The organism is Microbacterium sp. BG28 (assembly GCF_034044005.1).
GTDB lineage: Bacteria > Actinomycetota > Actinomycetes > Actinomycetales > Microbacteriaceae > Microbacterium.
The window spans coordinates 744,108-768,708 of record NZ_JAXCHA010000002.1 but is presented as its reverse complement, the minus strand read 5'-3'; the positions used below and the strand labels follow the sequence as shown (position 1 = coordinate 768,708).

At 67.8% G+C, this 24,601-nt stretch carries 22 protein-coding genes, 4 tRNA genes and 1 pseudogene; 13 read left to right on the top strand and 14 right to left on the bottom strand.

Annotation, left to right across the window (positions count from 1 at the left end):
- Positions 1–45 precede the first annotated feature (45 nt).
- Together SK224_RS09625 and dxs are read left to right on the top strand one after the other, a co-directional pair.
- Positions 46–417, top strand: a complete 372-nt coding sequence (locus tag SK224_RS09625) for a DUF2200 domain-containing protein (protein ID WP_320434477.1) — start codon at positions 46–48, stop codon at positions 415–417.
- A gap of 29 nt (positions 418–446) precedes the next feature.
- Positions 447–2,405, top strand: a complete 1,959-nt coding sequence (gene dxs / locus SK224_RS09620) for a 1-deoxy-D-xylulose-5-phosphate synthase (RefSeq protein WP_320434744.1) — start codon at positions 447–449, stop codon at positions 2,403–2,405.
- Here dxs and SK224_RS09615 read toward each other — a convergent pair.
- From SK224_RS09615 to SK224_RS09600, 4 genes and pseudogenes are all read right to left on the bottom strand, one after another.
- A pseudogene (locus tag SK224_RS09615) lies at positions 2,406–4,541 on the bottom strand (3-hydroxyacyl-CoA dehydrogenase NAD-binding domain-containing protein); the annotation flags it as partial.
- A gap of 8 nt (positions 4,542–4,549) precedes the next feature.
- Complete coding sequence (locus SK224_RS09610) at positions 4,550–5,755, bottom strand: thiolase family protein (protein ID WP_320434476.1); 1,206 nt, start codon at positions 5,753–5,755, stop codon at positions 4,550–4,552.
- A gap of 73 nt (positions 5,756–5,828) precedes the next feature.
- The gene (locus SK224_RS09605) at positions 5,829–7,025 is read right to left on the bottom strand and encodes a ribonuclease D (protein WP_320434475.1); all 1,197 of its coding nucleotides are present in this window, start codon (positions 7,023–7,025) and stop codon (positions 5,829–5,831) included.
- Complete coding sequence (locus SK224_RS09600) at positions 7,018–7,605, bottom strand: DUF3000 domain-containing protein (RefSeq protein WP_320434474.1); 588 nt, start codon at positions 7,603–7,605, stop codon at positions 7,018–7,020. The genes SK224_RS09605 and SK224_RS09600 overlap by 8 nt, the downstream gene beginning before the upstream one ends.
- 25 nt (positions 7,606–7,630) lie before the next feature.
- Here SK224_RS09600 and SK224_RS09595 point away from each other — a divergent pair, with 25 nt between their 5' ends.
- A complete protein-coding gene (locus tag SK224_RS09595) occupies positions 7,631–8,854 on the top strand; it encodes an alpha/beta hydrolase family protein (RefSeq protein ID WP_320434473.1) in 1,224 nt (407 codons plus the stop codon).
- On the opposite strand, the gene SK224_RS09590 is transcribed toward SK224_RS09595, so the two are convergent.
- Genes SK224_RS09590 through SK224_RS09580 form a run of 3 tightly spaced genes read right to left on the bottom strand, consistent with a single transcriptional unit; the run spans position 8,823 to position 10,909 of the window.
- On the bottom strand, positions 8,823–9,533 hold the full coding sequence (locus tag SK224_RS09590) for a dihydrofolate reductase family protein (protein ID WP_320434472.1): 711 nt from the start codon (positions 9,531–9,533) through the stop codon (positions 8,823–8,825). The two genes, SK224_RS09595 and SK224_RS09590, sit on opposite strands and share 32 nt — an antisense overlap.
- Before the next feature lie 2 nt (positions 9,534–9,535).
- Complete coding sequence (locus SK224_RS09585; RefSeq protein WP_320434471.1) at positions 9,536–9,976, bottom strand: SufE family protein; 441 nt, start codon at positions 9,974–9,976, stop codon at positions 9,536–9,538.
- 24 nt (positions 9,977–10,000) lie between these two features.
- Positions 10,001–10,909: a sulfurtransferase gene (locus SK224_RS09580; RefSeq protein WP_413816785.1), complete on the bottom strand. Its 909-nt coding sequence runs from the start codon at positions 10,907–10,909 to the stop codon at positions 10,001–10,003.
- Between the two features lie 116 nt (positions 10,910–11,025).
- Between SK224_RS09580 and zapE the strand changes: the two genes are divergently transcribed.
- The 3 genes from zapE to SK224_RS09565 all read left to right on the top strand — a co-directional run bounded on the left by zapE (position 11,026) and on the right by SK224_RS09565 (position 14,041).
- Complete coding sequence (gene zapE / locus SK224_RS09575; RefSeq protein WP_320434469.1) at positions 11,026–12,060, top strand: cell division protein ZapE; 1,035 nt, start codon at positions 11,026–11,028, stop codon at positions 12,058–12,060.
- 193 nt (positions 12,061–12,253) lie between these two features.
- On the top strand, positions 12,254–13,480 hold the full coding sequence (locus tag SK224_RS09570; RefSeq protein ID WP_320434468.1) for an ammonium transporter: 1,227 nt from the start codon (positions 12,254–12,256) through the stop codon (positions 13,478–13,480).
- A gap of 99 nt (positions 13,481–13,579) precedes the next feature.
- Entirely contained in the window at positions 13,580–14,041 is a 462-nt protein-coding gene (locus SK224_RS09565) for a type II toxin-antitoxin system PemK/MazF family toxin (RefSeq protein WP_320434467.1), read from the top strand.
- 3 nt (positions 14,042–14,044) lie between these two features.
- On the opposite strand, the gene SK224_RS09560 is transcribed toward SK224_RS09565, so the two are convergent.
- Positions 14,045–14,701, bottom strand: coding sequence for a pentapeptide repeat-containing protein (locus tag SK224_RS09560; RefSeq protein WP_320434466.1), 657 nt, complete (start codon positions 14,699–14,701; stop codon positions 14,045–14,047).
- Between the two features lie 78 nt (positions 14,702–14,779).
- Here SK224_RS09560 and SK224_RS09555 point away from each other — a divergent pair, with 78 nt between their 5' ends.
- Positions 14,780–15,043 carry a hypothetical protein gene (locus SK224_RS09555; RefSeq protein ID WP_320434465.1) on the top strand — a complete coding sequence of 88 codons (264 nt, stop codon included), beginning with the start codon at positions 14,780–14,782 and terminating at the stop codon, positions 15,041–15,043.
- Positions 15,044–15,097: 54 nt separating this feature from the next.
- On the opposite strand, the gene SK224_RS09550 is transcribed toward SK224_RS09555, so the two are convergent.
- Positions 15,098–15,173: transfer RNA gene (locus tag SK224_RS09550), tRNA-Val, on the bottom strand.
- Between the two features lie 148 nt (positions 15,174–15,321).
- Between SK224_RS09550 and SK224_RS09545 the strand changes: the two genes are divergently transcribed.
- The 5 genes from SK224_RS09545 to SK224_RS09525 all read left to right on the top strand — a co-directional run bounded on the left by SK224_RS09545 (position 15,322) and on the right by SK224_RS09525 (position 16,764).
- Positions 15,322–15,394, top strand: a tRNA-Gly gene (locus tag SK224_RS09545).
- Between the two features lie 55 nt (positions 15,395–15,449).
- A tRNA-Cys gene (locus tag SK224_RS09540) sits at positions 15,450–15,520 on the top strand.
- A gap of 26 nt (positions 15,521–15,546) precedes the next feature.
- Positions 15,547–15,618: transfer RNA gene (locus SK224_RS09535), tRNA-Val, on the top strand.
- Positions 15,619–15,854: 236 nt separating this feature from the next.
- Positions 15,855–16,262 carry a hypothetical protein gene (locus tag SK224_RS09530; protein WP_320434464.1) on the top strand — a complete coding sequence of 136 codons (408 nt, stop codon included), beginning with the start codon at positions 15,855–15,857 and terminating at the stop codon, positions 16,260–16,262.
- 196 nt (positions 16,263–16,458) lie between these two features.
- Complete coding sequence (locus SK224_RS09525) at positions 16,459–16,764, top strand: hypothetical protein (RefSeq protein WP_320434463.1); 306 nt, start codon at positions 16,459–16,461, stop codon at positions 16,762–16,764.
- A gap of 73 nt (positions 16,765–16,837) precedes the next feature.
- Here SK224_RS09525 and SK224_RS09520 read toward each other — a convergent pair whose 3' ends face one another.
- The gene (locus SK224_RS09520) at positions 16,838–17,551 is read right to left on the bottom strand and encodes an alpha/beta hydrolase (RefSeq protein ID WP_320434462.1); all 714 of its coding nucleotides are present in this window, start codon (positions 17,549–17,551) and stop codon (positions 16,838–16,840) included.
- Positions 17,552–17,788: 237 nt separating this feature from the next.
- Here SK224_RS09520 and SK224_RS09515 point away from each other — a divergent pair, with 237 nt between their 5' ends.
- Entirely contained in the window at positions 17,789–19,003 is a 1,215-nt protein-coding gene (locus SK224_RS09515; protein ID WP_320434461.1) for a cupin domain-containing protein, read from the top strand.
- Positions 19,004–19,059: 56 nt separating this feature from the next.
- On the opposite strand, the gene SK224_RS09510 is transcribed toward SK224_RS09515, so the two are convergent.
- From SK224_RS09510 to SK224_RS09495, 4 genes are all read right to left on the bottom strand, one after another.
- The gene (locus SK224_RS09510) at positions 19,060–20,748 is read right to left on the bottom strand and encodes an ABC transporter ATP-binding protein (RefSeq protein ID WP_320434460.1); all 1,689 of its coding nucleotides are present in this window, start codon (positions 20,746–20,748) and stop codon (positions 19,060–19,062) included.
- A complete protein-coding gene (locus SK224_RS09505; protein ID WP_320434459.1) occupies positions 20,745–21,728 on the bottom strand; it encodes an ABC transporter permease in 984 nt (327 codons plus the stop codon). Before SK224_RS09505 ends, SK224_RS09510 begins: the two co-directional genes overlap by 4 nt.
- On the bottom strand, positions 21,728–22,801 hold the full coding sequence (locus tag SK224_RS09500; RefSeq protein ID WP_320434458.1) for an ABC transporter permease: 1,074 nt from the start codon (positions 22,799–22,801) through the stop codon (positions 21,728–21,730). The genes SK224_RS09505 and SK224_RS09500 overlap by 1 nt, the downstream gene beginning before the upstream one ends.
- Before the next feature lie 98 nt (positions 22,802–22,899).
- A complete protein-coding gene (locus SK224_RS09495) occupies positions 22,900–24,531 on the bottom strand; it encodes an ABC transporter substrate-binding protein (RefSeq protein ID WP_320434457.1) in 1,632 nt (543 codons plus the stop codon).
- Positions 24,532–24,601 lie beyond the last annotated feature (70 nt).

Sequence of the window (24,601 nt, the reverse complement as noted above, 5' to 3'; positions counted from 1 at the left end):
ACAAGGGACCGACCCGTCTTCTGCTGCAGCGGCTAACCTGTGGAGATGAGCCGGATCTTCGCGACGCCGTTCGCTGACATCTACCCGCTCTACGTGACCAAGATCGAGCGGAAGGGGCGCACCAGCGCCGAGCTCCACGAGGTCATCCAGTGGCTTACCGGATTCGATCACGAGGAGATCTCCCGCCACCTCGACGCGCGCACGAGCCTCGAGGAGTTCTTCGCTCTGGCGCAGCTCAACCCGCGGGTCGATCGGATCACCGGGGTGATCTGCGGTGTCCGGGTGGAGGAGATCGACGATCCCCTCATGCAGCGGATCCGCTATCTCGACAAGCTCGTCGACGAACTCGCAAAGGGGCGCCCGCTGGTCAAGGTGCTGCGGCAGGAACCCGCCGATGCCGGAGGGACCCGATCGTGACGGCCTCGCCCGAGAGGAAGGGAACTGATATGTCGTTGTTGTCCGACGTGACCCAGCCGAGCGATCTGCGCACCCTCACGACTGCGCAGCTCGAGGAGCTCGCCGGAGAGATCCGTGCGTTCCTCATCGAGAACGTGGCCCGCACCGGTGGGCACCTCGGACCGAACCTCGGGGTCGTGGAACTCACCATCGCCTTGCACCGCGTGTTCGACTCCCCGAACGATCCCATCGTCTTCGACACGGGCCACCAGTCGTACGTGCATAAGCTCCTCACCGGTCGTCAGGATTTCTCGGAGCTGCGCTCACGCGGCGGCCTCGCCGGATATCCGCAGCGGTCCGAGAGTGAGCACGACATCGTCGAGTCGTCCCACGCCTCCAGTTCGCTCAGCTGGGCCGACGGCATCTCTCGCGCCTTCGCCCAGACGGGTCGTCGTGACCGTCATGTCGTCGCCGTCGTCGGCGACGGTGCCCTCACAGGCGGAATGACCTGGGAAGCGCTCAACAACATCTCCGACGACAATGATCGGAACCTGGTCATCGTCGTCAACGACAACGGCCGCTCGTACGCGCCGACGATCGGCGGCATGGCGCGCTACCTCAACCGCGTGCGGACCGCCGACGCCTACCAGAGCCTGCATCGCGGTTCCCGCAACCTCATCACCCGTCTGGGGCCGGCGGCACGAGCGTTCTACCGCGGTGTGCGCGGTGGCACGCGCGGCTTCCTCTCGCGGTTCACCAACAACGAGGCGCTGTACTCCAACCTCGACATCAAGTACCTGGGCCCGATCGACGGTCACGACATCCGGGCGCTGCTCGAGACGCTCGAGCTCGCGAAGAACTACGGCGCTCCGGTGATCGTGCACACGATCACCGAGAAGGGTCGCGGTTACCAGCCCGCCGTTGACGACGAGGCCGATCAGTTCCACGCGGTGGGCCGGATCGACCCCGTGACGGGTGCGACACTCGGCGTGGATGGCGGAACCGCGTGGACAGACGTGTTCGCGGAGGAGCTCACACGCATCGGAGCGGAGCGATCCGATGTGATCGCCGTCACGGCCGCCATGCTGCGCCCTACGGGCCTCCTGCCGTTCGCGCAGCAGTTCCCCGACCGGGTCTACGACGTCGGCATCGCCGAGCAGCATGCGGCCACGTCGGCTGCTGGTCTCGCGTACGGCGGGCTGCATCCTGTCGTCGCGATCTATGCGACATTCATGAACCGAGCGTTCGACCAGGTGTTGATGGACGTGGCGCTCCACCGTGCCGGTGTCACGTTCGTCCTCGACCGCGCCGGTGTCACGGGTCCCGACGGTCCGAGTCACCACGGCATCTGGGACCTCGCGATGCTGCAGCTCGTACCGCGCATCCGGATCGCCGCGCCGCGTGACGCAGCGCGGCTGCGGGAGGAGCTGGCCGAGGCGGTGGCGGTCTCGGACGGGCCTACCGTGCTGCGCTACCCGAAGGGGGCGGTGGGAAAGGAGCTCCCGGCCGTCGAGCGTCTGGACGACGGCGTCGACGTGCTCGTGAAGCCCCAGGCGGCCGACGTGCTCGTCATCGGTATCGGGCCCATGGCGCACACCGCGCTGGAGGTCGCCGAGCGACTCTCCGCGCAGGGCATCGGTGCGACGGTCGTCGATCCGCGATGGGTCGTCCCCGTGGCAGGCTCCATCGTCGACCTGGCGGCGGCGCACAGACTCGTCATCACGATCGAGGACGGTATCCGGGTGGGCGGGATCGGCACCCGGATCCGTCAGGTGCTTCGCGAGAACGGCGTCGACACGGCCGTCGACGAGCTCGGGGTCCCGGATGAGTTCATCGACCATGCCTCCCGCGATCAGATCCTGGCGGATGCCGGCCTCACCGCCGCGAAGATCGCGCAGGACGTCGTGGCGCAGGTCCTGGGCACGCGGATCCCTGTGGCCCGGGGGTCCAAGGACGCAGCGGACCTCCGCGTTCCTGATGACGAGGGTGTCGGTACGCGCAACTCCTGACACAACGCGGATCGGCGGGTTATGGAACGTCGCGCCGAACACGCGCTCCGAGGCGCCCTCTCGATCGAGGTAGGGCGATGCCCCGCCGTCGATGAACGGCCACCCCGCGCCGAGGATGAGACACAGATCGATGTCCTGCACCTCCGGCACGACCTCGTCGTCCAGCATGATGCGGATCTCTTGCGCGAGGCCGTCCTGCACGCGGCGCAGGATCTCCGCCTCCGCGACGGGTGTCGTGCCCAGAGCGGGCTTCAGGACCTTCTCGGCCGCCTTCGTCCAGCCGGTGACCCGTCCGGTCTTGTCCTTTTCGACGACCTCCGGCAGTTCGGCCAGCTGGTGGAAGTTCTCGGATGCGAAGAACCGGTCGGGGAACGCGTGCGCCATCGTGTCCTGCACGTGCGCCGCCACCTTCCAGCCCACCAGATCGATGAGCTGGAACGGTGTCATCGGCAGCCCGAGCGGAGCGAACGCCCTCTCTACGGTGAGCAGCGGTGTGCCCTCGTAGACGGCGCGCGCCGCCTCGCCCATGACCTTCGCCAACAGTCGGTTGACGACGAAGCCGGGAGCGTCTGCGGTGAGAACGGCGTTCTTGCCGAGGCCCTTGGCCACGACGAAAGCCGTCGACAACGCCGCATCCGAGGTCGCCTCCGTCTTGACCACCTCGATGAGCGGCATGACGGCCACCGGGTTGAAGAAGTGGAAGCCCACCAAGCGCTCCGGGTGCGCCAGCTTGGACCCGATCTCGGTGACCGAGAGCGACGAGGTGTTGGTCGCGAGGATCGCATCCTCGGCCACGATCGACTCGATCTCCGCGAACACCTGCTGCTTGACGCCGACCTCCTCGAACACGGCCTCGATGACGAAGTCGCAGTCCGCGTACTGCGACTTGTCGGTCGTGCCGGTCACGAGTCCGCGCAGCTGGTTGGCGGCGTCCGCATCCAGACGGCCCTTCGCCTCGAGCTTGCCGATCTCCTCGTGGATGTGCGCCACCCCCTTGTCGACCCGAGCCTGGTCGATATCGGTGATGAGCACGGGTACGCGGAGCTTCCGCACGAACAGCAGCGCGAACTGGCTCGCCATGAGTCCCGCGCCGATGACGCCGACCTTGGTGACCTTCTTCGCGAGCGCCTTGTCCGGCGCGCCCACGGGGCGCTTCGCGCGCTTCTGCACGAGATCGAAGGCATACATCGAGGCCGCGAACTGATCGCCGACGACGAGATCCGCCAGCGCCTCGTCCTCGCGCGCGAAGCCCTCGGCCCTGGTTCCCCCCTTGGCCTTGTCGAGGAGCTCGAGCGCGACGTAAGGCGAGCGCGGGACCGTGCCGATACGGCTCTCCAGCATGCCCCGCGCCATCTTGATCGCGATCGGCCACTTCGTGAGACGCTCGATCTTGCCGGGCTCGTTCCTGCGCTCGACCTTGATCGCGCCACCGATGACACCGTCGGCCCAGGCGAGCGACTCCTCGAGGAAGTTCGCGGGCGAGAAGATGGCGTCGAACATCCCGAGTTCGTACGCCTGGCGGGGCTTGAGCGTGCGGTTCTGCTTCAGCGGGTTCGAGATGACGACCTCGAGCGCCTTCTCGATGCCGATGAGGTTCGGCAGCAGGTACGAACCGCCCCAACCCGGGATGATGCCCAGGAAAACCTCGGGCAACGCGATCGCGGCCGCGGACGCATCCACCGTGCGGTACGTGGAGTTGAGCGCGATCTCGACGCCACCGCCGAGCGCGAGGCCGTTCACGAAGGCGAAGGACGGCACGCCGAGCTCCGCAAGGCGACCCAGCACCTGGTGACCGCGCTGCGCAATGAGCTTGGCGGCATCCCGTGACGGGACCTTCGAGACATCGGACAGGTCGGCCCCGGCAGCAAGGATGTACTGCTTGCCCGTGATGCCGACGGCATGGATCTCGCCGGCCGCTGCGCGCGAGGCGAGCGTGGACAGCGTCTCGCCGAGCTCCTTGAGCGTCGCGGGGCCGAGAGTGTTCGGCCGGGTGTGATCCCGGCCGTTGTCGAGCGTGATGAGCGCCAGCACCCTGCCCGAGGGCAGCCGGATGTCGCGCACGGGGGAGTGGGTGACGACCTCGTCACCGCTGAACTGGTCGAGCGGGGAGAAATCGATCGCTTCGTAATCGGTCATGGTCGCGCTCACTTCCGCTTCTTGCCGTCGAAGAACGGGTTCTCCCAGATGACCGAGCCGCCCTGGCCCAGCCCCACGCACATCGCTGTGAGCCCGTAACGGACATCCGGCCGCTCACGGAACTGCGCGGCGAGCTGGATCATCAGACGAACGCCGGATGCGGCCAGCGGGTGCCCGAGGGCGATGGCACCGCCCCACGCGTTCACTCGGGGGTCGTCGTCGGCGATGCCGAAGTGATCGAGGAGCGAGATCACCTGGATCGCGAAGGCCTCGTTCAGCTCGAACAGGCCGATGTCGTCGATCGTGAGTCCCGCCTTGCGCAGGGCCTTCTCCGTCGCAGGGATCGGCCCGATGCCCATGATCTCCGGCTGCACGCCGGCGAAGGCGAAGGAGACCAGGCGCATCTTCGGCTGCAGGCCGAGTTCCTTGACCGCGCCGCCGCCGGCCAGCAGGCCCATCGTCGCGCCGTCGGTGAGCGGCGACGAGGTGCCGGCCGTGACACGGCCGTGCGGGCGGAACGGGGTCTTCAGAGTCGCGAGCTGCTCGAGCGTCGTCTCGGGGCGGCGCCCCTCATCTTCGGTCGCCAGTCCCCACGCGCCGTCGGCGCCCTTGATCGCCACCGGCACGAGGTCGGGCTGGAACTTGCCGTTCTCGTACGCCGCCTGCGCCTTGTGCTGGCTGAGCATGCCGAACATGTCGCTGCGCTCGCGCGTCAGGTGCGGGAAGCGGTCGAAGATGCGCTCTGCGGTCACGCCCATGTTGAGCGCCCCCGGGTCCACCATCCGCTCGGCGACGAATCGCGGATTCGGATCGGCGTTGGCACCGATGGGGTGACGTCCCATGTGCTCCACACCGCCGGCAAGGGCGACGTCGTACATGCCGACGCCGATCGAGCCGGCCATCGTCGTGACGCTGGTCATGGCGCCAGCGCACATGCGGTCGATCGCGAAGCCGGGCACCGTCATCGGCAGGCCTGCCAGAATCGCCGCCGAACGGCCGAGCGTGAGGCCCTGGTCGCCCGTCTGGCTGGTCGCGGCGATGGCGACGTCGTCGATGCGGTCCGCGGGGACCTGCGGATTGCGCTCCATGACGCCGATGATCGTCTTGACCACCAGATCGTCCGCGCGGGTGTTCCAGTACATGCCCTTCTCGCCGGCGCGCCCGAAGGGCGTACGCATGCCGTCGACGAAGAAGACGTCCGAAATCTCGGCCACTCTGCCTCCAATGATCGGGGTTTCCTCCAACGTAGGAGGGGCTCGGGGCCGGAAAAAACCGGTTGGATCGAACCTACGAAGCGTCCTCCGCCGCGTTCTCGACCGATTGCACGGAAGCCACAAAAGCATCGGCGATCACCTGTGCGGTTTCTCGCACCTGCCAGCGGCGGGCGCCCAGGGAGAGGAGGGCTTCCCCCACGGTGTCCGCGTCGATCGGCGTCGGCGGCTCCCACGCGACGCGCCGCAGCAGCTCCGGGGTGAGCAGGTTCTCGGTCGGCATCGTCAGTTCCTCGGCACGCGCCTCGACGATCGGGCGCGCGGCCTTCAGACGGGCGTCGGCCTCGGGGTTGCGGTCGATCCACGCGCGGGGCGGGGGCAATGCGTCACTGCCGACGCGCTCGAGGGGAAGATTCGTGGTTGCGCGCCCCTCCTCGATGGCCGCCCACCACCGGTCGAGCTCCGAGCGGCTCGCGCGACCGGTGAACTCCTTCACCGCCGCGAGAGCTCGCTTGCTATCGGGTGCCGCCGCCACGGCCGCCACGAGCGCACGGTCGGGTACCAGACGGCCGGGGGACACATCCTGCGCCACGGCGAGATCTTCGCGCGCCTGCCAGAGCGCGCGGGCCACGGCCAGGTTGCGGCGCCCGCGGAGCGTGTGCAGGCCGCTCAATCGTCGCCACGGATCCGCGCGCGGCGGCTTGACGGGCCGGTCGAGGACGGCCTGGAACTCCTCTTCGGCCAGTTCGGTCTTGCCCTGCTCCGCCAGCTCCGACACGAGTGCGTCACGCACATCGATCAGGTGCACCACGTCCAGCGCGGCGTACTCGAGCCATGACTGGGGGAGCGGCCGCGTCGACCAGTCCGCCGCGGAGTGCGCCTTGGCGAGGGTGATGCCGAGCGTGTCCTCGACAACGGCCCCGAGCCCCACCCTGGCGTGCCCGAGAAGCCGCGAGGCGAGCTCGGTATCGAAGATGCGCGGCGGCTCCAGCCCCAGTTCCCGCAGCGACGGCAGGTCCTGGCTGGCCGCGTGGAGCACCCAGTCCGCCGTCCCGAGGACGGCTTGCAGCGCGGAGAAATCGGAGAGGGCCGGCGGATCGATCAGGAACACGCCCGACCCGCGCCGATAGATCTGCACCAGATATGCGCGCTGCGAGTAGCGGAAACCGGATGCACGTTCCACGTCGACAGCGAACGGACCTTCACCCTCGGCGAGTCTCTCGATCGCCGACGTGAACTCTGCTTCGTCGGCGATGACGGAGTACTCAGGCACGGGATGAACCCCTTCCCCGGATCTGCGCGATCCCTTCCGAGCCGGGCGGAAGCCCGGCGAGCATGCATACCAATTCTGCCCACGCTTCGACGTGTCGTTGGATCTCGCCCTCCGGAGACCACGACGCACGCAGCTCGATCTGGGCACCGTCCCCCTCGGCGGCGAGCGAGCCGAACCCCTTGGACAGCGTCTTCGTCGCTGTACCCGATGCGGCGTGGTAGCCCGCATCGCGGGTCTGCAGGGCGTCGACGAGCCAGGACCAGGCCACGTCGGCGACCAGCGGATCGGTGCCGATCTCGGTGTCGAGGGGCGCTTGTGCGAAGCACACGATGCGCCACGGCGATTCCCAGGGCTCCGGCTCGGACGCGTCATGCAGGAGCAGGAACCGACCGGTGCCGAAAGCGGACTCGTGCTCACCGGGTTCGGGGCGCACATCGCCGGCCAGCGCGAACGAGGCGGGGGCGATTCCGGAGGGAGCGGGAATCTGACGCACGACGAGGTCCTCGCGGAACGACACCTCGAGGATCCGCGCGACGGCGTCGTCGAGTGCAGACGCGGGTGCGGCTGGGTCGGAGGGCACGGCGACAGACTAGAGTGAAGCCACGATGTTGGACTCCAGGCGCGCCGCCCGCCATGGCGCCTCACCCACCGCCTTCGCCCTCTTCCGCGGCGCAGCCGTCGCTCTCGCGACCGCGACCGCGCTGTGCTCCGCGCTGATCGGGGCCGTCGCCATCCGCGTCGCGCGTCAGGTCGTGACGCCCGCCGGGCGTCGCGCCGACACCCGCATCCTCGCGCTCGATCCGGCGTCGCAGACCATCACCCTCGAGCGCAACGACGACACCGGGCTCCCAGGGCGCTACGGCCTCTTCACCCGCGGCACAGAGGACTACGTCAAGCTCGGCAGCGTGCTGGCCGAGAACGAGGCCGGCGTCAAACGCAAGCTGCTGACGCACGTCGGACAGGATGCGCGGCTCTCCGCCGAAGCGGCCTTCAGCGGCTGGTACTTCGACCGTCCGGAACAACTGCAACTGCCCTTCAGCTCGCAGCTCATCGGTTCGGCGGTCGGGCCGTGCCCCGCGTGGCTCTTCCCGGCCGAGCAGGACACGGATCTGTGGTGCATCCAGATCCACGGCCGCGGGACGACCCGGGCGGAGTGCCTCCGTGCCGTTCCGCTCATGCACAATCTCGGCATCACCACGCTGGTCGTCTCTTACCGCAACGACGGCGAGGCGCCGCGCAGCCGCACGGGCACGTACGGGCTCGGTGCCACGGAGTGGCGCGACGTCGATGCGGCGATCGGCTTCGCCCGCCGCAACGGCGCCCGCCGCATCCTGCTCATGGGATGGTCGATGGGGGGTGCGATCGCGCTGCAACTGGCACTCAGTTCGGCGCACCGCGACATGATCGCCGGTGTCGTGCTGGACTCGCCCGTCATCGACTGGCGCGTCGTGCTCGACTACCAGGCAGGACTCATGAAGCTGCCAGCCACCGTCACCAAGCTCGCCATCTCGGCGCTGGAGTCGGACTGGGGCACGGCCTTCACCCGCACCGGCGCACCGATCCCGTTCGACCGACTGGACGTCGTCGCGCGCGCGGGCGAACTGCGTGATCCGATCCTCATCCTGCACAGCGACGACGACGGCTTCGTCCCCTCGGACGCATCGCACGATCTCCGTCAGGCACGGCCCGATCTCGTCGAGCTCGAGGTCTTCGAGGTGGCTCGCCACACCAAGCTGTGGAATTACGACGAGCAGCGGTGGAGTGCCCGCATCCGCGACTGGGTACGCGCGCAGGGACTCACGCCGACGGCCGCGCCCGCAGATAGCTGAAGCCGGAGTCGTCGACGAGCAGACCGTGCGGCGCCGCCAGCGTGTGACCGTCGGGAACGCGGATGAACGGTGCGGTGGCGGGCACGAGTTGCGGAGCGACGGAAACGCAGAACTCGTCGATCACGCCCGCTCGAGCGAACTGCGACGCGAGCGTGGGTCCGCCTTCGCAGACGACACGCCGCCACCCGCGATCGGCGAAGGCCGAGATGACGCGGGACGGCTGGAGAACGTCGCCGGGTACGGCGATGACGTCGAGCCCCAGACTCTCGCTGTTGCTTCTCACGGTGTCGGCATCGCTCTCGGCGCAGACGAGGAAGACGCGGGCGGTGTCATCGTCCGGCGCCAGCTGGTGGCCTTCGAGCCGTCCCGTTCGTGTGACGATCGCCAGTCGGGTGCGTTTGGGCACGACATATCGCTCGGCGCGCACGCTCTGCGCACCCACCACCACGACATCGCTCCACCCCCGGATCACCCCGAGGATGCGTCGATCGACGGGGCTCGAGAGCGTATCGCTCGTCCCGTCCGTGCCTGTCGCCGAACCCGTCAACGACGTGATCATGTTCAGCCGCACCGACCGCTCTGCATCCGGCTCGTACTCGGCGCGGAGCCAGGCCAGCCCGGCGTCATCGCCGGCGTCTATGCGTTCGATGGGGCGGGGGATCACACGCGTGAGGTGCATCGTCAGGCGCCGCTCTTGCGTTGGATCTGTCGCTTGGCGCGCAGGAGCATCCCCGTCATCCCGGCGATGCGCAGGGGAGAGACCGCGCGGGTGAGGCCCAGGCTCTGCGGGTAGTCGTCCGGAACGGCGAGGGCGTCCGCGACGGTGAGGCCTGTCAGCCCCTGAGCGAGGATGCTGGCGAAGCCGCGGGTCGTGGGAGCCTCCGCCGGAGCGGTGGCGTGCATCGCGACGATGCCGTCCTCATCCACATCGACGACGATGTACACGGGGGACTGGCACTCGGCCACGCGCTCGCACAACTCCGGATGCCCCTCGTACTCCACCGGGATCGGCGGGAGCTCCTGCGAGAACTCCAGAAGCAGCTGCAGGCGTTCGGGTTCGGCGAGGGCGAGGAAGTCCTCGCGGATCTCGGCGAGCTTCTCGGGGAGGGCGCTGTCGGTCATCCGCGACATTCTCGCACGCGGCGTCTAGCGGCCAGGCACCTCGCCCGGCTCGGCACCGGTGACGATGGGCACGCGCACCGCGCTGCCCCACTCGGTCCAGGACCCGTCGTAGTTGCGGACATCCTCGAAGCCGAGCAAGTGCTTCAGGACGAACCAGGTGTGACTGGAGCGCTCCCCGATCCGGCAGTATGCGACGATCGGCTCGCCGTCGGTCAGGCCCGCCTCACCGCGGTAGATCGCATCCAGGTCCGTGCGCGTCTTGAACGTGCCGTCCTCGGCGACCGCGCGTGCCCACGGCACACTCTGCGCAGAGGGGATGTGGCCGGCACGCAGTGCGCCCTCCTCCGGGTAGGCGGGAGCGCTGGTCCGCTCACCCGAGTACTCCTCCGGTGACCGAACGTCGATCAACGGATGCCCCAGATGCGCGAGGACGTCCTCCTTGTAGGCGCGCAAGACGCTGTCGTCGCGCTCGGTGACGGGATACTCGGTGCGCGCGCGGTCCGCCGGCTCGGTCGTGATCTCCCGACCCTCTGCGATCCAGCGGTCACGGCCGCCGTCGAGCAGACGCACATCCTCGTGGCCGAACAACGAGAACACCCAGAGCGCATAGGCCGCCCACCAGTTGTTCTTGTCGCCGTAGATGACCACGGTGTCGTCACGCGAGATGCCCTTGCGGCCGAGGAGCTCGGCGAAGCCGTGGCCGTCGACGTAATCGCGCACGACGGGATCGTTCAGCTCGGTGTGCCAATCCACCTTGACCGCGCCGGGGATGTGCCCGGTCTCGTACAGCAGCACGTCCTCATCCGACTCGACGACCACGAGTCCGGGCGTCCCGAGCCGCTCCTGGAGCCACTGGGTTGTGACGAGCCGCTCGGGGTGCGCGTAGGCGGCGAACTTCTCGGACGAGGCATCGAGGTCGACGGGCACGGGGATCTCCTGTTCAGTCGGGGCGCGAGCGAGCACGTAAAGTGAGCACGTCGCCTGACCGAGCCTAGGTTCGCGTCGCCGCGCCCGCATCCGCTCCGTAACCGTGTGACACAGGATCCCGCATGACTTCGCCCGCTCATCAGAACGCATTCGTGCACCTCGCCGAGCGGTCTCCGCAGGTGACCGGTGCGGACATGGTCGCCGCTCTGACGCCTCCGCCGCAGTTCACCGATGCGACCTTCGACACGTACCGCGCGGATGACGCCTTCCCCTCGCAGGCCGAGGCCAAGCAGACGCTCCGCGAGTTCGCCGGTGCCGTGGTCGAGACGCCCAAGCGCGGTCTGTTCCGCCGCGCTCCCCGCGCTCCCGAGCGGAAGCCTGGCGTCTACCTCGACGGTGGTTTCGGCGTCGGCAAGACCCACCTGCTGGCATCCGTCTATCACGCGATGCCTGCGCGCAGGAAGTACTTCGGTTCGTTCATCGAGTACACGGCTCTGGTGGGCGCCCTCGGCTACCAGCAGACCGTCGAGCTGTTCCGCGGATCCGACCTCCTCTGCATCGATGAGTTCGAGCTGGATGACCCGGGCGACACGATGGTGATGACGCGGCTGCTCGGCGAACTCGTCGCCTCCGGCACCAAGCTCGCGGCCACGTCCAACACGCCGCCGAACGCCCTGGGCGAGGGACGTTTTGCCGCGCAGGACTTCCTTCGGGAGATCCAGGCGATGTCGGCGTCGTTCGAGACGCTGCGGATCGACGGTGTCGACTACCGTCAGCGCGCGGTGGACGGTCATGCGGTCATCCTGGATGCGGACGCCTACGACGGCGCTCTCGCCGAGGCCTCCGGAGCCGGCGTCGTCTCCGATGATGAGTTCTCGGCCCTCATCGCCCACCTGGCGAAAGTCCACCCGTCGCGTTACATCCGCCTCATCGACGGCGTGACGACCATCGGGCTGCGCGACGTGCACCAGCTGACCGACCAGTCCGCGGCCCTTCGCTTCGTCGCCTTCGTCGACCGCGCCTACGATGCGCAGATTCCCGTGAGGGCGACCGGCACGGCGCTGGACCAGGTCTTCGGCGACGAGATGCTCGCGGGCGGCTACCGCAAGAAGTACCTGCGCGCCATCTCACGTCTGATCGCCCTCACCCACTCCTGAGCCGCGATCCCTGGCGGGTTCCCGGTGTGGGGAAACCTGTTGTTTACCGTGGCGGGCGCGCTGTAACACAGCCGAAACACCATTCGCGCACCGCTGGAACTCCTTCTCGACAAACTGTGGACGTCCTGAAGCACCGCTACCCGATCTGCGGTCCTCGGACACCTCGAGTAACACGACATGGATGAGGAATTTCATGGATAGCGGAAATCTCGCCTGGGCCGTCACTGCGACGGCATTGGTGCTCTTCATGACGCCGGGCGTCGCGTTCTTCTACGGAGGACTCGTCAAGGCCAAGAGCGTCGTCAGCATGATGATGATGAGCTTCGGCGCGCTCGGCCTGGTCAGCGTTCTGTGGATCCTCTACGGGTTCAACATGAGCGCGGTCACCGACGTAATGCAGTTTTCGGGCAACCCCTTCTCCGACTTCGGTATGGGGTCGGTGGGAGACAACAGCCTCGTGGGCGCCACCTACGGCGCGACGTTCGCGATCATCACGGTCGCCCTGATCTCGGGAGCGATCGCCGACCGCGCCAAGTTCGGTGCCTGGATGATCTTCGCGGGTGTGTGGGCCACCGTCGTCTACTTCCCCGTCGCGGCCTGGGTCTGGGGCGGTGGCTGGATTATGCAGCTCGGCACGACCTTCGGTTTCTCGACGGAGGTCATCGACTACGCCGGTGGTACTGCCGTGCACATCAACGCGGGTGCTGCAGCCCTCGCGCTCGCGCTCGTGCTCGGCAAGCGCATCGGCTTCCAGAAGGGCATCACCAAGCCCCACAACGTGCCCCTGGTCATGCTCGGCGCGGCAATCCTGTGGTTCGGCTGGTTCGGCTTCAACGCCGGTGCGCAGGGCACCGCGGGTCTGCTGGGCGCTGAGGACTCCTCGGTCGGTCTCATCATCATCAACACGCTCGGTGCTACCGCGGCGGCGATCATCGGTTGGCTCGTGGTCGAGAAGCTCAAGGACGGCAAGGCCACGTCGGTGGGTGCGGCCTCAGGTGCCGTCGCCGGTCTCGTCGCCATCACGCCAGCGTGTGCCAACCTCACGCCCGGCTGGGCGCTGCTGCTCGGTGTGCTCACTGGTGCCGTCTGCGCCCTGGCGATCGAGCTGAAGTGGAAGCTCGGCTACGACGACTCGCTCGACGTGGTCGGCATCCACCTCGTCGGTGGTCTGATCGGAACGATCTACCTCGGCTTCTTCGCGACCGAGACGGGCCTGTTCGTCGGCGGCAACTACGAGCAGCTCGTGGTGCAGGTCATCGCGGCGCTGGGTGTTCTGGTCTACTCCTTCGTCGTCGCCTGGATCATCGGCTTCGCGATCGAGAAGACGATGGGCTTCCGCATCAAGAACGAGGACGAGCTCGCCGGCGTGGACTCCACGGTTCACGGCGAGGAGGGCTACTCGCTCGCCGAGCAGTCCTGACACATCGTTTCCAGCAGGAGAGGGCGTCGCGGGTCACCGCGGCGCCCTCTCCTTTCGCCGTCTGTGGCCGCCCGCCGTCGACCTGGATAGGCTGGCGCGATGGGTCTGCTCTGCCGCCTCGGCCGCGGTGTCCTGCGCCTGGTGCGCCCCGCCGCATCCGCTCGGACGTACGAGGTGGAGCCGCGTTCCGTAGGCCGTCTGAGGCTCGCGTACGCGCCGCGCCCCGACGGGATCCCGGATGCGGGGGAGATCGTGTGGACGTGGGTGCCGTACGCCGAACGTGACGGGCGCGGCAAGGACCGTCCTGTGCTCGTCGTCGCGCGTCAGAGCCGCGACCGCGTCTACGCGGTCAAGCTGACCAGTCGCGCGCATCCGGGCTCCGATGCCTACGTCGCTCTGGGGGCGGGTGCGTGGGACCCGAAGCGCCGACCGTCGTGGGTCGACATCGATCAGCTCTATAGCGTTTCCCATGCGGGACTGCGCCGTGAGGGAGCCACGCTGGACGCGGGGCGCTTCGCCCGCGTCGCCGACGCTCTGCGCGCGCGCTTCGGGTGGCGATGATCGTCAGTCGTCGCTGACCGAGATCCCGGCGTGCGCCGCGAGGAGTGGCGTCAGCTGAAACGCCTGGTCATGGGTGATCGTAGCGCCGGACAGATGGCCGATGCCCGAGACGGCTGAAAGGGTCGCGCCCCTGAGATCCACATCCACGAGGACTGCGCGGGGCACTTCGAGCGAGGCGATCCGGGTGTTGGTGAACCGCACCCGGCGGCATCGCGTCTCGCCCAGATCGAGTTCGTCGATCGAGCAGTCCGTGAATTGGACATCGAGCAGTTCCGAGCCGCGCAGATTGACGAAGCCCAGGCGGCATCCGGTGAAGTGGACGCTGCGCAGCGAGCTGTCGTACACGGTGAGGGCCCCCACGCGGCCGCTGAGGCGGGCGTCGGACCAATCTGTGCGGGCTGCGTCCATGACGGGGACGTCTACCGCATCGAGCGCGACCTCGAGCAGGCCCGCGTCGCGGAGGCGCAGCTCAGGGGCGACGAAGCGGTCGAAGTGGACGCCGTCGAGCCTGGCGTCGGTGAGATCGACGGGGAAGCGGTGGTCGACGACGAGGCCTATGCCCGTCAACGTCGCGCTGGGACGCAACTGTTCGAGGCTGCCCTCGGTGAGATCGGAGAGGTGCAGCGTGTTCAGCTGCGGGGGCTTCGGCGGAGAGGCCATGCTTCCATCCTGACGTGTGTCATACGGATGCGCGAAGGGGGATGTCGCTCCGCATGTGTTCGTCGATAGCCTCGGATCATGAGCGAGAGCATCCGCGGAAGACGGAGGTCGCTCATTCGCGGATTGATCTGGGGAGCGCTCGTCCTCATCGCCGCCGCGGTGATCTCGCTCATCACGAACTCCATTCAGGGAGCGTGCTACGACTCGGGCGCCGACCCCAGTGCGAGTTACTGCACAAGCGCGCCTGTCGTGGGCGTGGCCGGCGTATGGGTCCTCTGGGCCCTGTGGGCGCTCCTGGCCGCTGCCAGCGGATACCGGGTTCTTCGACGACGGACCCGGTGACAGCAGCACCGGTCTGACAGCGAACAAAACCCCCGGCTTAACCGGGGGTTTTCATGGTGGGCGATACCAGACTCGAACTGATGACCTCTTCCGTGTGAAGGAAGCGCGCTACCAACTGCGCCAATCGCCCGTGACCCGTGGGGCCGAGAATCGAGCATACCGGATGCGGGCGTGCTTTGTTGACCAGACCGAGAGACACGCGCGGGCCTGTCTCGGTTTTGCGAAGCGTCGGAGTTGGGATAATGTTTTCCAAGTGCCCGAGAGATCGGGAACGAAATGCGGATGTAGCGCAGTTGGTAGCGCATCACCTTGCCAAGGTGAGGGTCGCGAGTTCGAGTCTCGTCATCCGCTCGAGTGCGGGGATCTCCCTCCGGGGAGATCACGTCACGTGGGTCGAACCACACACGGTGGCGTGGCCGAGCGGCTAGGCACCGGCCTGCAAAGCCGTTTACACGGGTTCGAATCCCGTCGCCACCTCGCCCATAACTGAACAGCCTGTATAGGCGCGATTGGCGCAGCGGTAGCGCGCTTCCCTGACACGGAAGAGGTCACTGGTTCGATCCCAGTATCGCGCACCGAAGAACCCCCGGTCATCCGGGGGTTTTCTCGTTTCCGGGGTCGATCGTGCAACATGCGTGCGCGGAATTCGGGCAACATTGCTCGCGGAACTTGCGGGCCTCGCAGCGGACTTGGTATCGACTGCGCAACGGACGCGTCAGCGGAGTGAATCAGCCCCTAGTGTGGCGGCGTGAATCGACCCCGTTGGGTACGGCCGTCTCGCCTCGCGGTCGCAGTGTCTCTCATTGCCGCTGTGCTCCTGATGACGGCTTGCTCGCCGGTCGAACGCACGGTGATTCGCCTGAATGCCGACGGTTCCGTCGACTTCGCTCTGTGCACCCCGGCGAGTCGAATCACGAACCTTGAGCTCGTCGCTTCGCCCCGCAACGACCAAGGCAGGATTGACGAGGACGCGGAGGTTTCTATCCATTCGGATGAGACCAAACTCGCCGTTGGTCAGGTCGTGCACTTCGACGGTCTCCCGGATGAATGGGACCGCCTCGACTTCTATGTCGAGCCGGGTCGCACCTCCGCGTGGCGTGCGTCGGTCGAGGCCGATCAACTGACATTGGGTGAATGGCACTGGGGGGACGGCGCGCCCCTCGCGGACTACGTACCCAAGGAGCGATGCGAACTCATCGGCAGCAGAGCGTCCGGCTAGCGCTCGCGGAATTCGGGCAGCAGCTCGGCCACGCGGCATCTGCTCGTCGTGTGAGGGTACTGGTGCGACGTCTGCACGGCGCGTGGTGCGCATGGGCGCTCCTGTGACCGCTGAGGCGCGACACCGCCCATTCGCCGTGCAGATGTCTCGATGTCGGGTCCATAGGGTCGCGGTGCCGGACCGATACAGTCGGACCATGGATGCCGCACCGACGACGACACGCCGTGACGCCCTGCCCTGGGTGGGCTTCGGGCTCGCCGTGGCGCCTCTGGCGTTGATTCTGCTCACCCTCACCACAGGCATTTCGACGGGCGGCCTGAGCGCGATCTTCGTCCCCGCCATCATCGCGGGACTGGTTCTGTCGATCGTCTCGCTCGCGAAGAAGAAGCGACCGCGGTGGCCCGCGATCACGGCGATCGTCCTGATCGGCGTCGGATTCGTCGCGTGGGGCGCGTTCGCCATCTGGGCCATCGCCGGGTTCGTTCAGATCATGATGCTCTGAACCGCTCCATCTGGTTCGGATGCGGCGAGCCCGCCCGGCGCGGCGGATGCCGGGCGCCGGACGGGCTTGAGAGTCAGGCGAGCTCGGCGAGCGCGGTCTTGATCAGCTCGGCGACGGCGCCGGGGTTCGAGACCATCACCGAGTGCGACGCACCGTCGATCACACGGGTGCCGCGCGATCCGGCACGCTCCGCCATGAATGCGAGCCCTGCCTCGGGGATGTTCTTGTCGCCCGTGCCGTAGACGAACCACGACGGCAGGGTCTTCCACGCGGGCGTCTCGGCCGGAAGCCCCTCGCCGAGCGCGAAGTCCCGGATCGGCCGCTGGGTGAGCGCGGACAGCTTTGCGATCTCGAGCGGCACGTCCGCGGCGAACTGGTCGGGGAACAGCGCACGGTCGACGACGAGGTCGTTCGTGCCGTCGCCCAGAGGATACGGACGGACGCGCTCACCGAGCGTGCTGCCGGGGAACTGACCGGTCAGCTCGAGCGCGTTCTCACCGTGGTCGGGCGCGAAGGCCGCCACGTAGACGAGGCCCTTGACCTTTTCGTTCCCGCCACCGGCTTCGGTGATGACCGCGCCGCCGTACGAATGGCCCACCAGCAGCACGTCTCCGGGGAGCGCGTCCACGAGACGACGCACGTTCTCCGCGTCCGTGGTCACGCTGCGCAGGGCGTTCGGGGTCGCGATCGCGTCGATGCCCGCATCCTGCAGCAGGGTCAGAACGCCGTTCCAGCTCGAGGACTCGGCGAACGCGCCGTGGACGAGGACGACAGTGATATCGGACATGGGTGGTTCTCCTCAGGTTCCTGTGCTCGCTTGCGAGGCGCCCGGCGGCGCGGCGGGTACGCGCAGACGCTACAAGCGGTGCGAAGTGTCCGCATCCGCTTTGAGTCGGAAGCCGCCCCGCTCCCTGACGAGGCTCGACGCGCGTCGAAGCGGCTTGCGTCACCACGCGGTGCCGAACCGGGGTGCGGCTCGATGAGACTCGCCGTCATCCACCTCATGCGACCAAGGAGCACCATCATGGAGACCCCCGACAGCACAGCGCCACATCACGAAGCTGCGTCATTCGGCAACCCCGACCTTCCGCCGGAGGGCGAGGTCAACACGGTCGACCGGCCGCAGAGCGCCGTGATGACGGGCCCGCAGAACCCGGCGATCGCATCGCAGTTCCCCAACCAGATCGACGCCCCGGCCACCGACATCTCGACGCAGCCGTTCTTCTGGTCCTCGTTCAACATCTCGCCGCGTCGCGTGCAGCGTGGAGGATGGGCGCGTGAGGTGACCAGCAGCGACTTCCATATCTCGGAAGAGATCGCCGGGGTCAACATGTATCTGGAGGCGGGCGGCATCCGGGAGCTCCACTGGCATCAGACCGCCGAATGGGCGGTGATGACCCGCGGTAAGGCACGCGTGACGACGCTCAGCCGATCCGGACTGCCCTCGGTCGAAGACGTGGAGGAGGGGGATCTGTGGTTCTTCCCCGCAGGGACCCCGCACTCGCTGCAGGGACTCGGACCCGACGGCGCGGAGTTCGTGCTCGCGTTCGACGACGGGCAGCAGTCGGAGTCCAACACGCTGCTGCTGACGGACTGGTTCGCACACACCCCGCCGGAGGTCCTGGCGAAGAACTTCGGGGTCGCGCAGGAGGTGTTCTCCGACATCCCGCTGCACAACCTCTGGATATTCCCCGGCGACGAGCCGCCCGAGCTGGAGGTCGACCAGGCCGCGGCCGGTGTCGAGTGGGGGATGGAGCCGGTCATCTTCCGCCTCTCACGCTCCCAGCCCCGGTATCAGAACTCCGGAGGCAGCGTGCAGATCGCCGATTCGACCAACTACGCATACTCGAACACCGTGGCGGCGGCGCTCGTGACCGTCGAGCCGGGGTCGATGCGCGAGTTGCACTGGCACCCCAACGCGGACGAGTGGCAGTACTATCTGCGCGGCTCCGCCCGCATGACCGTGTTCACCACCGGTCCGCACGCCAACACGACGGACTTCCGTCCGGGTGATGTCGGGGTGGTCAAGAAGAACTACGGCCACTACATCGAGAACACCGGAGACGACGTCCTGCAGTTCCTCGAGGTCTTCCGCGCCGACAGGTACGAGGAGATCAGCCTCGCCAACTGGCTGGCGCACGTGCCGCCCCAGCTCGTCTCCGCCCATCTCAACATCGACCCCGCCGTGCTCGCCACCTTCCCCCGGACGGCGCAGGGCATCACCCCCCTGCGCGGCTGAGCGGATGCGTGCGCCGGGATCGGCCCTGCGGGGGCCCGGGCCCCCGCACACGCCGTTCAGCGCTCGGCTTCGGGCGGCAACGCCAACCAGGCGGCGCGACGTTGTGCCTGCGCCACCGGGTCCGGCACCGGCAGCGATGTCAGGAGCCGCTCGGTGTAGGCGTCCTGGGGATGCAGGAGCACCTGCGCGGTTGTTCCCTGCTCGCGCACCTCGCCCTGACGAAGCACGACCACGCGGTCCGCCACGGCGTCGATGACGGCCAGGTCGTGGCTGATGAACAGCGATGCGAAGCCGAGCTCCCGCTGGAGCGCCGCGAACAGCTCCAGCACCGTCGCCTGCACAGACACGTCGAGCGCACTTGTCGGCTCGTCCGCGATGAGCAGCTTCGGGTCGAGCGCGAGGGCGCGAGCGAGCGACGCGCGCTGGCGCTGCCCGCCCGACAGCTCGTGCGGGAAACGGTCCCCGTAGGCAGCAGGCAGACGCACCGCATCCAGCAGCTCGTCAACGCGCTTGCGCGCCTGAGCGGCACTGCGCACCCGCTGGTGCACCACGAGCGGCTCGGCGATGCACTCCGCGATCGTCAGCAGAGGATTGAAGCTGGTCGCCGGGTCCTGGAAGACAAATCCCACCCGCGGGCGTAGCGCCGTGAGCGCACGGGGCCTCACATCGCGCATCTCGGTGCCGAGGACCTCCAGCGACCCGTCCACGACGGAGGTCAGACCGACGATCGCGCGGCTGATCGTGGTCTTGCCCGAGCCGGACTCTCCGACGAGGCCGAGCACCTCGCCCGGTCCGATCCAGAAGTCGACGCCGTGCACCGCCACGACGCCCGTACGGCCGAAGCGGCCCGGGTAGGCGATGTGGAGGTTGCGAGCGACCACGAGGCTCCCCGCCGGTGGCTCCGTCGGTGCGGGCGTTGCCGGGTCCTGCGCCGCGCTCTTGCCGGCGCCAACATGGGGCACGGCCGCGAGCAGTTCGCGCGTGTAGGGCTGCCGCGGAGCGTCGAAGAGCTCGCGCACGGGAGCCTGCTCGACGATCTCGCCGCGATACATGACCACCACGCGATCCGCGAGGTCGGCGACGACTCCCATGTTGTGGGTGATGAGCACGATGGTCGCGCCGAACTCGTCGCGGCAGGCGCGCAGCAGCTCGAGGATCTCCGCCTGCACGGTCACGTCCAGCGCCGTCGTCGGCTCGTCGGCGATAATCAGACCCGCGTTGAGCACGAGCGCCATCGCGATGACGACGCGCTGCTTCTGCCCCCCGGAGAACTGGTGGGGGTAGTCGTCGACGCGCTTCTCCGGGTCGGGGATCCCGACCTTACGGAGGATCTCGACAGACCGGCGCCGCGCCTCTGCGCGCGTCACGCGCTCATGGGCCCGGATGCCCTCGGCGATCTGCCACCCCACGGTGAACACCGGATTCAGCGCCGTCGACGGCTCTTGGAACACCATCGCGGCATCCCGGCCGCGCATGGCGCGCAGCTGGGATGCGGATGCGTGGACGATGTCCGTCTCGCCGCCGTCGCGAGCCTGGATCACCACAGCCCCGGATGTGGTCGCGTTCTCCGGGAGCAGGCCGAGCAGGGTGTTGGCCGTCACGGTCTTCCCGGAGCCGGACTCGCCGACGATGGCGAGGACCTCGCCGGCGTGCGCGGCGAGCGAGATGCCGGCCACCGCGACGACGGGATCGCCGTCGGTCGCGAAGGTGACCTTCAGGTCGTCGACACGTGCGATGTCGCTCATGCGAACGCCCCCTTCGTGCGTGAGCGCCCCACGCGGCGTCGGGTGCGCAGCCGTGGGTCGCTCAGATCGTTGAGGCTCTCACCGACGAGCGTGATGCCGAGGACGACGAGGACGATGGCGATCCCCGGTGGGATGGCCGTCCACCAGATGCCGCTCGTGACGTCCGAGACGGCGCGATTGAGGTCGTAGCCCCACTCCGCAGCAGCCGTCGCCTCGATTCCGAATCCGAGAAAACCGAGGCCGGCGAGCGTCAACAGCGCCTCCGAGGCGTTGAGGGTGATGACGACGGGTAGCGACCGGGTGGAGTTGCGCAGCACGTGTCGCAGAAGGATGCGGGAAGTCGGCACCCCGATGACCTGGGCGGACTCGACGAACGGTTCCGCCTTGACCCGCACCACCTCGCTGCGGACGACGCGGAAGTACTGCGGGACGAACACGACCGTGATGGCGATGGCCGAAGCGAGGATGCCGCCCCAGAGCGTCGACTGCCCCTGGCTGATGACGATCGACATCACGATCGCCAGCAGCAGCGAGGGGAAGGCGTAGATGGCGTCGGCGAGGACGACGAGAATGCGGTCGAGCCAGCCGCCGAAGTACCCGCCGAGCAGGCCGACCAGCACGCCGAGGAAGATCGAGAAGGCGATCGCGCACACGATCGCGAGCAGCGCCGTCTGCGCGCCCCAGATCGTCCGCGACAGGACGTCGAAGCCGCTGACGGTCGTTCCGAGCAGGTTGACGGCGTTCGGTGCTTGGAGGGTGCCGAAGTCCTGGCCGTCCACCGAGCGCTGGGCGAAGCCGTAGGGTGCGATCCACGGAGCGAGCGCGGCGGTGAGGACGAACACGGCCGTGATGACGAGTCCCGTCACGAGCATCCCGCGCTGGAGCCCCACGCTCCGGCGGAGCTGCGAGAGGACCGGCAGCCGGTCGGCCAGTGGGCGGCGGCGGTCAGTGACGGCGGCCGGAGAAGGGGCGGTGGACATCAGTACCTCACTCGGGGGTCGATGAGGGCGGCGACGACGTCGACGATGAAGTTCGTCACCGCGACGACCACGGCGATCATCACGACGATGCCCTGCACGGCCACGAAGTCCCGCGCTTTCAGGTACTCGGAGAGCATGAAGCCGATGCCCTTCCACTCGAAGGTGGTCTCGGTGAGGACGGCGCCCGAGAGGAGCACGGCGATCTGCAGACCGATGACGGTGACGATCGGGATGAGGGCCGGGCGGTAGGCGTGCTTCGTGACGAGGCGGTACTCGCCGACACCCCGGGCACGTGCACTCGTGACGTACTGGGAGCCGAGGGTGCCGATCACGTTCGTGCGCACGAGACGCAGGAAGATCCCGGCCGTGAGGATGCCGAGGGCGAGTGCCGGCAGCACGGCGTGCCAGAGGACGTCGCCCACCGCATCCGCTCTGCCGAGTCGGATGGCGTCGATGAGGTAGATGCCGGTCTGGCCGTCCAGGCTCTGCAGGGCGAGCTCGGTGCGCGTCCCCGCGCGTCCGGATGCGGGAAGCACGCCGAGCGCGACGGAGAAGATGAGCTTGAGCACCATGCCGAGGAAGAAGATCGGCGTCGCATACCCGAGGATCGCGGCGATCCTCAGGGCCGCATCCTGCCAACGGTCGCGACGGTAGGCCGCGAGCAGCCCGAGCGGGATGCCGAGGACGAAGGCGACGATCAGCGCGTACAGAGCGAGCTCGAGCGTCGCGGATCCGTACTGCAGGAGGATCGTGACCACCGGGCGTCCGTCGGTGATCGTGTTCCCGAAGTCGCCCCGGAAGACGCCGCCGATGTACTCCGCGTACTGCACGATGAGCGGGCGATCGTATCCCGCCTCGTGGATGCGCTCGGCGAGTTGATCGGGTGGGAGCTTGCCGCCGAGTGCGGCCGTGATCGGGTCCCCGGTGACCCGCATCAGGAGGAAGACCACGGTGACGAGGATGAAGACGGTGGGGATGATCAGAACGAGTCTGATCAGGATGTAGCGCCAGAGCCCACCCCGCTGGGGAGCGACGGGCTTGACGACGGCGGCGGCGTCTACCGCTGTGACCATGCGCGAACCTCTGAACGGTCGGAGTCCTCCACCCGCGTCCGGGTGACGCCGCCGCGATGCGGCAGCGTCACCCGGAGCGATGGGGGACCGGTGGGGTCTTACTTGTGGAGCGGGGCGTAGCGGAACTTGAACGAACCGTCGAGCACGGCGCCGTCCACGTCCTTGCCGACGACGGCGACCTGCGTGCCCTGCAGCAGCGGTAGCGTCGAGAGGTCGGTGGCGACGAGCTCCTGGATCTTCTCGATGTCCGACTGGCGCGCGGCCGCATCCGTTTCGGACGCCTGAGCCGTGATGAGCTCCTGCACCTCGCTGTTGTCGTAGTGGTTCACGAGGAAGTTGTCGGCGCTGAAGAACGGCGTGAGGTAGTTGTCGGCGTCGGAGTAGTCGGGGAACCACCCGAGCTGGTACATCGGGTAGACATCCGCGGTGCGGTCCTTGGAGTACTGGACCCACTCGGTCTGCGCGAGGTTGACCGTGAACAGGCCGCCCTCTTCCAGCTGCGACTTCACCGCGGCGTACTCGTCGCCCGACGAGGGGCCGTAGTGGTCGCCGTTGTACTGAAGGTTCAGCGTGACCGGGGTCGAGACGCCCGCGGCCTCGAGCGCGGCCTTCGCCTTGTCGAGATCGGGCGCTCCCGCGCCGTCGCCGTAGAGGTCCTTCAGCGGCTCGGTGGCGCCGGTCAGTCCCTGGGGCACATAGGAGTACAGCGGCGTGTAGGTGCCCTTGTAGACGTCCTCGCTCAGCTCCGCGCGGTCGATGAGGTCGGCCATCGCCTGCCGCACCGCGAGCGACTTGGCCGGGTCTGCCTCGGGCGTCGCGGCGCCGAAGGGCATCGTGTCGAAATTGAACACGATGTAGCGGATTTCGCCGCCGGGGCCGTCCACGACCTTGACCGCGTCGTTCTTCGACAGGTCGTCGACGTCGGTGGCGGAGAGGCTGCGGAAGGCGACGTCGATGTTGCCGCCGGCGACGTCGAGCTTCAGATTCGAGGAGTCGGCGTAGTACTTGACGGTGACGCTGCTGTTCTCCGCGGCGCCGAGAGCGCCCTTGTAGTCAGGGTTCGGCTTGTAGGAGATGAGCTCGTTGATCTTGTACGAGTCGATCACGTACTGGCCGCCGAAGGCGTTCCCGGCGACGATGTCGTCGTCGCTGGTGAGGGCATCGGCGGAGAAGACCTCTTCGTCGACGATCGGACCTGCGGGACTGGAGAGGATCTGCTCCCACGTCTGGTCGTTGCCGTTCTTCAGGGTGAAGACGACGGTCGTGTCGTCGGGAGCGTCGACGGACGCGAGATTACCGAGGAGCGAGGAGGGGCCGTTCGGGTCCGCGATCTTCAGCTGCCGGTCGAAGCTGAACTTCACATCGGACGAGGTGAGCTTGTGTCCGTTCGCGAAGGTGAGTCCCTCCTTGAGCGTGACGGTGAACTCCGTCGGCGAGGTGAACTCGCCGGACTCGGCGATGTCGGGGGTCACATCCGCGGTGCCGTACTGACTGTTGAAGAGGAACGGATAGACCTGGTTCATCACCGCGAACGAGCCGTTGTCGTAGGAGCCCGCCGGGTCGATGAAGGTGATCTTGTCGGTGGTACCGATGATGAGATCGCCGCCCGCGCCGCCGCCGCTCGAGTCGTTGCCGCCCCCGCCCGAGCACGCGGCCAGCATCACTGCCGAGCCGGCCAGAGCGGCGACTGCGAGACCGACACGGCCTCGCCTGATGTGAACAAGAGACATAGTGGTATCCCTGCTGTGATTGGTCGCCAGGCGCACTTCGCCCGGCGTATGCAGGTCATTCTCACCTGCT

What these genes read in the sequence shown, in the direction of transcription:
- SK224_RS09625 (WP_320434477.1), top strand. Translation starts at nt 46, where the DNA reads ATGAGCCGGATCTTCGCGACGCCGTTCGCTGACATCTACCCGCTCTAC.
- dxs (WP_320434744.1), top strand. Translation starts at nt 447, where the DNA reads ATGTCGTTGTTGTCCGACGTGACCCAGCCGAGCGATCTGCGCACCCTC.
- SK224_RS09595 (WP_320434473.1), top strand. Translation starts at nt 7,631, where the DNA reads ATGTTGGACTCCAGGCGCGCCGCCCGCCATGGCGCCTCACCCACCGCC.
- SK224_RS09590 (WP_320434472.1), bottom strand. Translation starts at nt 9,533, where the DNA reads ATGCACCTCACGCGTGTGATCCCCCGCCCCATCGAACGCATAGACGCC.
- SK224_RS09585 (WP_320434471.1), bottom strand. Translation starts at nt 9,976, where the DNA reads ATGACCGACAGCGCCCTCCCCGAGAAGCTCGCCGAGATCCGCGAGGAC.
- zapE (WP_320434469.1), top strand. Translation starts at nt 11,026, where the DNA reads ATGACTTCGCCCGCTCATCAGAACGCATTCGTGCACCTCGCCGAGCGG.
- SK224_RS09570 (WP_320434468.1), top strand. Translation starts at nt 12,254, where the DNA reads ATGGATAGCGGAAATCTCGCCTGGGCCGTCACTGCGACGGCATTGGTG.
- SK224_RS09565 (WP_320434467.1), top strand. Translation starts at nt 13,580, where the DNA reads ATGGGTCTGCTCTGCCGCCTCGGCCGCGGTGTCCTGCGCCTGGTGCGC.
- SK224_RS09560 (WP_320434466.1), bottom strand. Translation starts at nt 14,701, where the DNA reads ATGGCCTCTCCGCCGAAGCCCCCGCAGCTGAACACGCTGCACCTCTCC.
- SK224_RS09555 (WP_320434465.1), top strand. Translation starts at nt 14,780, where the DNA reads ATGAGCGAGAGCATCCGCGGAAGACGGAGGTCGCTCATTCGCGGATTG.
- SK224_RS09525 (WP_320434463.1), top strand. Translation starts at nt 16,459, where the DNA reads ATGGATGCCGCACCGACGACGACACGCCGTGACGCCCTGCCCTGGGTG.
- SK224_RS09520 (WP_320434462.1), bottom strand. Translation starts at nt 17,551, where the DNA reads ATGTCCGATATCACTGTCGTCCTCGTCCACGGCGCGTTCGCCGAGTCC.
- SK224_RS09515 (WP_320434461.1), top strand. Translation starts at nt 17,789, where the DNA reads ATGGAGACCCCCGACAGCACAGCGCCACATCACGAAGCTGCGTCATTC.
- SK224_RS09510 (WP_320434460.1), bottom strand. Translation starts at nt 20,748, where the DNA reads ATGAGCGACATCGCACGTGTCGACGACCTGAAGGTCACCTTCGCGACC.
- SK224_RS09505 (WP_320434459.1), bottom strand. Translation starts at nt 21,728, where the DNA reads ATGTCCACCGCCCCTTCTCCGGCCGCCGTCACTGACCGCCGCCGCCCA.
- SK224_RS09500 (WP_320434458.1), bottom strand. Translation starts at nt 22,801, where the DNA reads ATGGTCACAGCGGTAGACGCCGCCGCCGTCGTCAAGCCCGTCGCTCCC.
- SK224_RS09495 (WP_320434457.1), bottom strand. Translation starts at nt 24,531, where the DNA reads ATGTCTCTTGTTCACATCAGGCGAGGCCGTGTCGGTCTCGCAGTCGCC.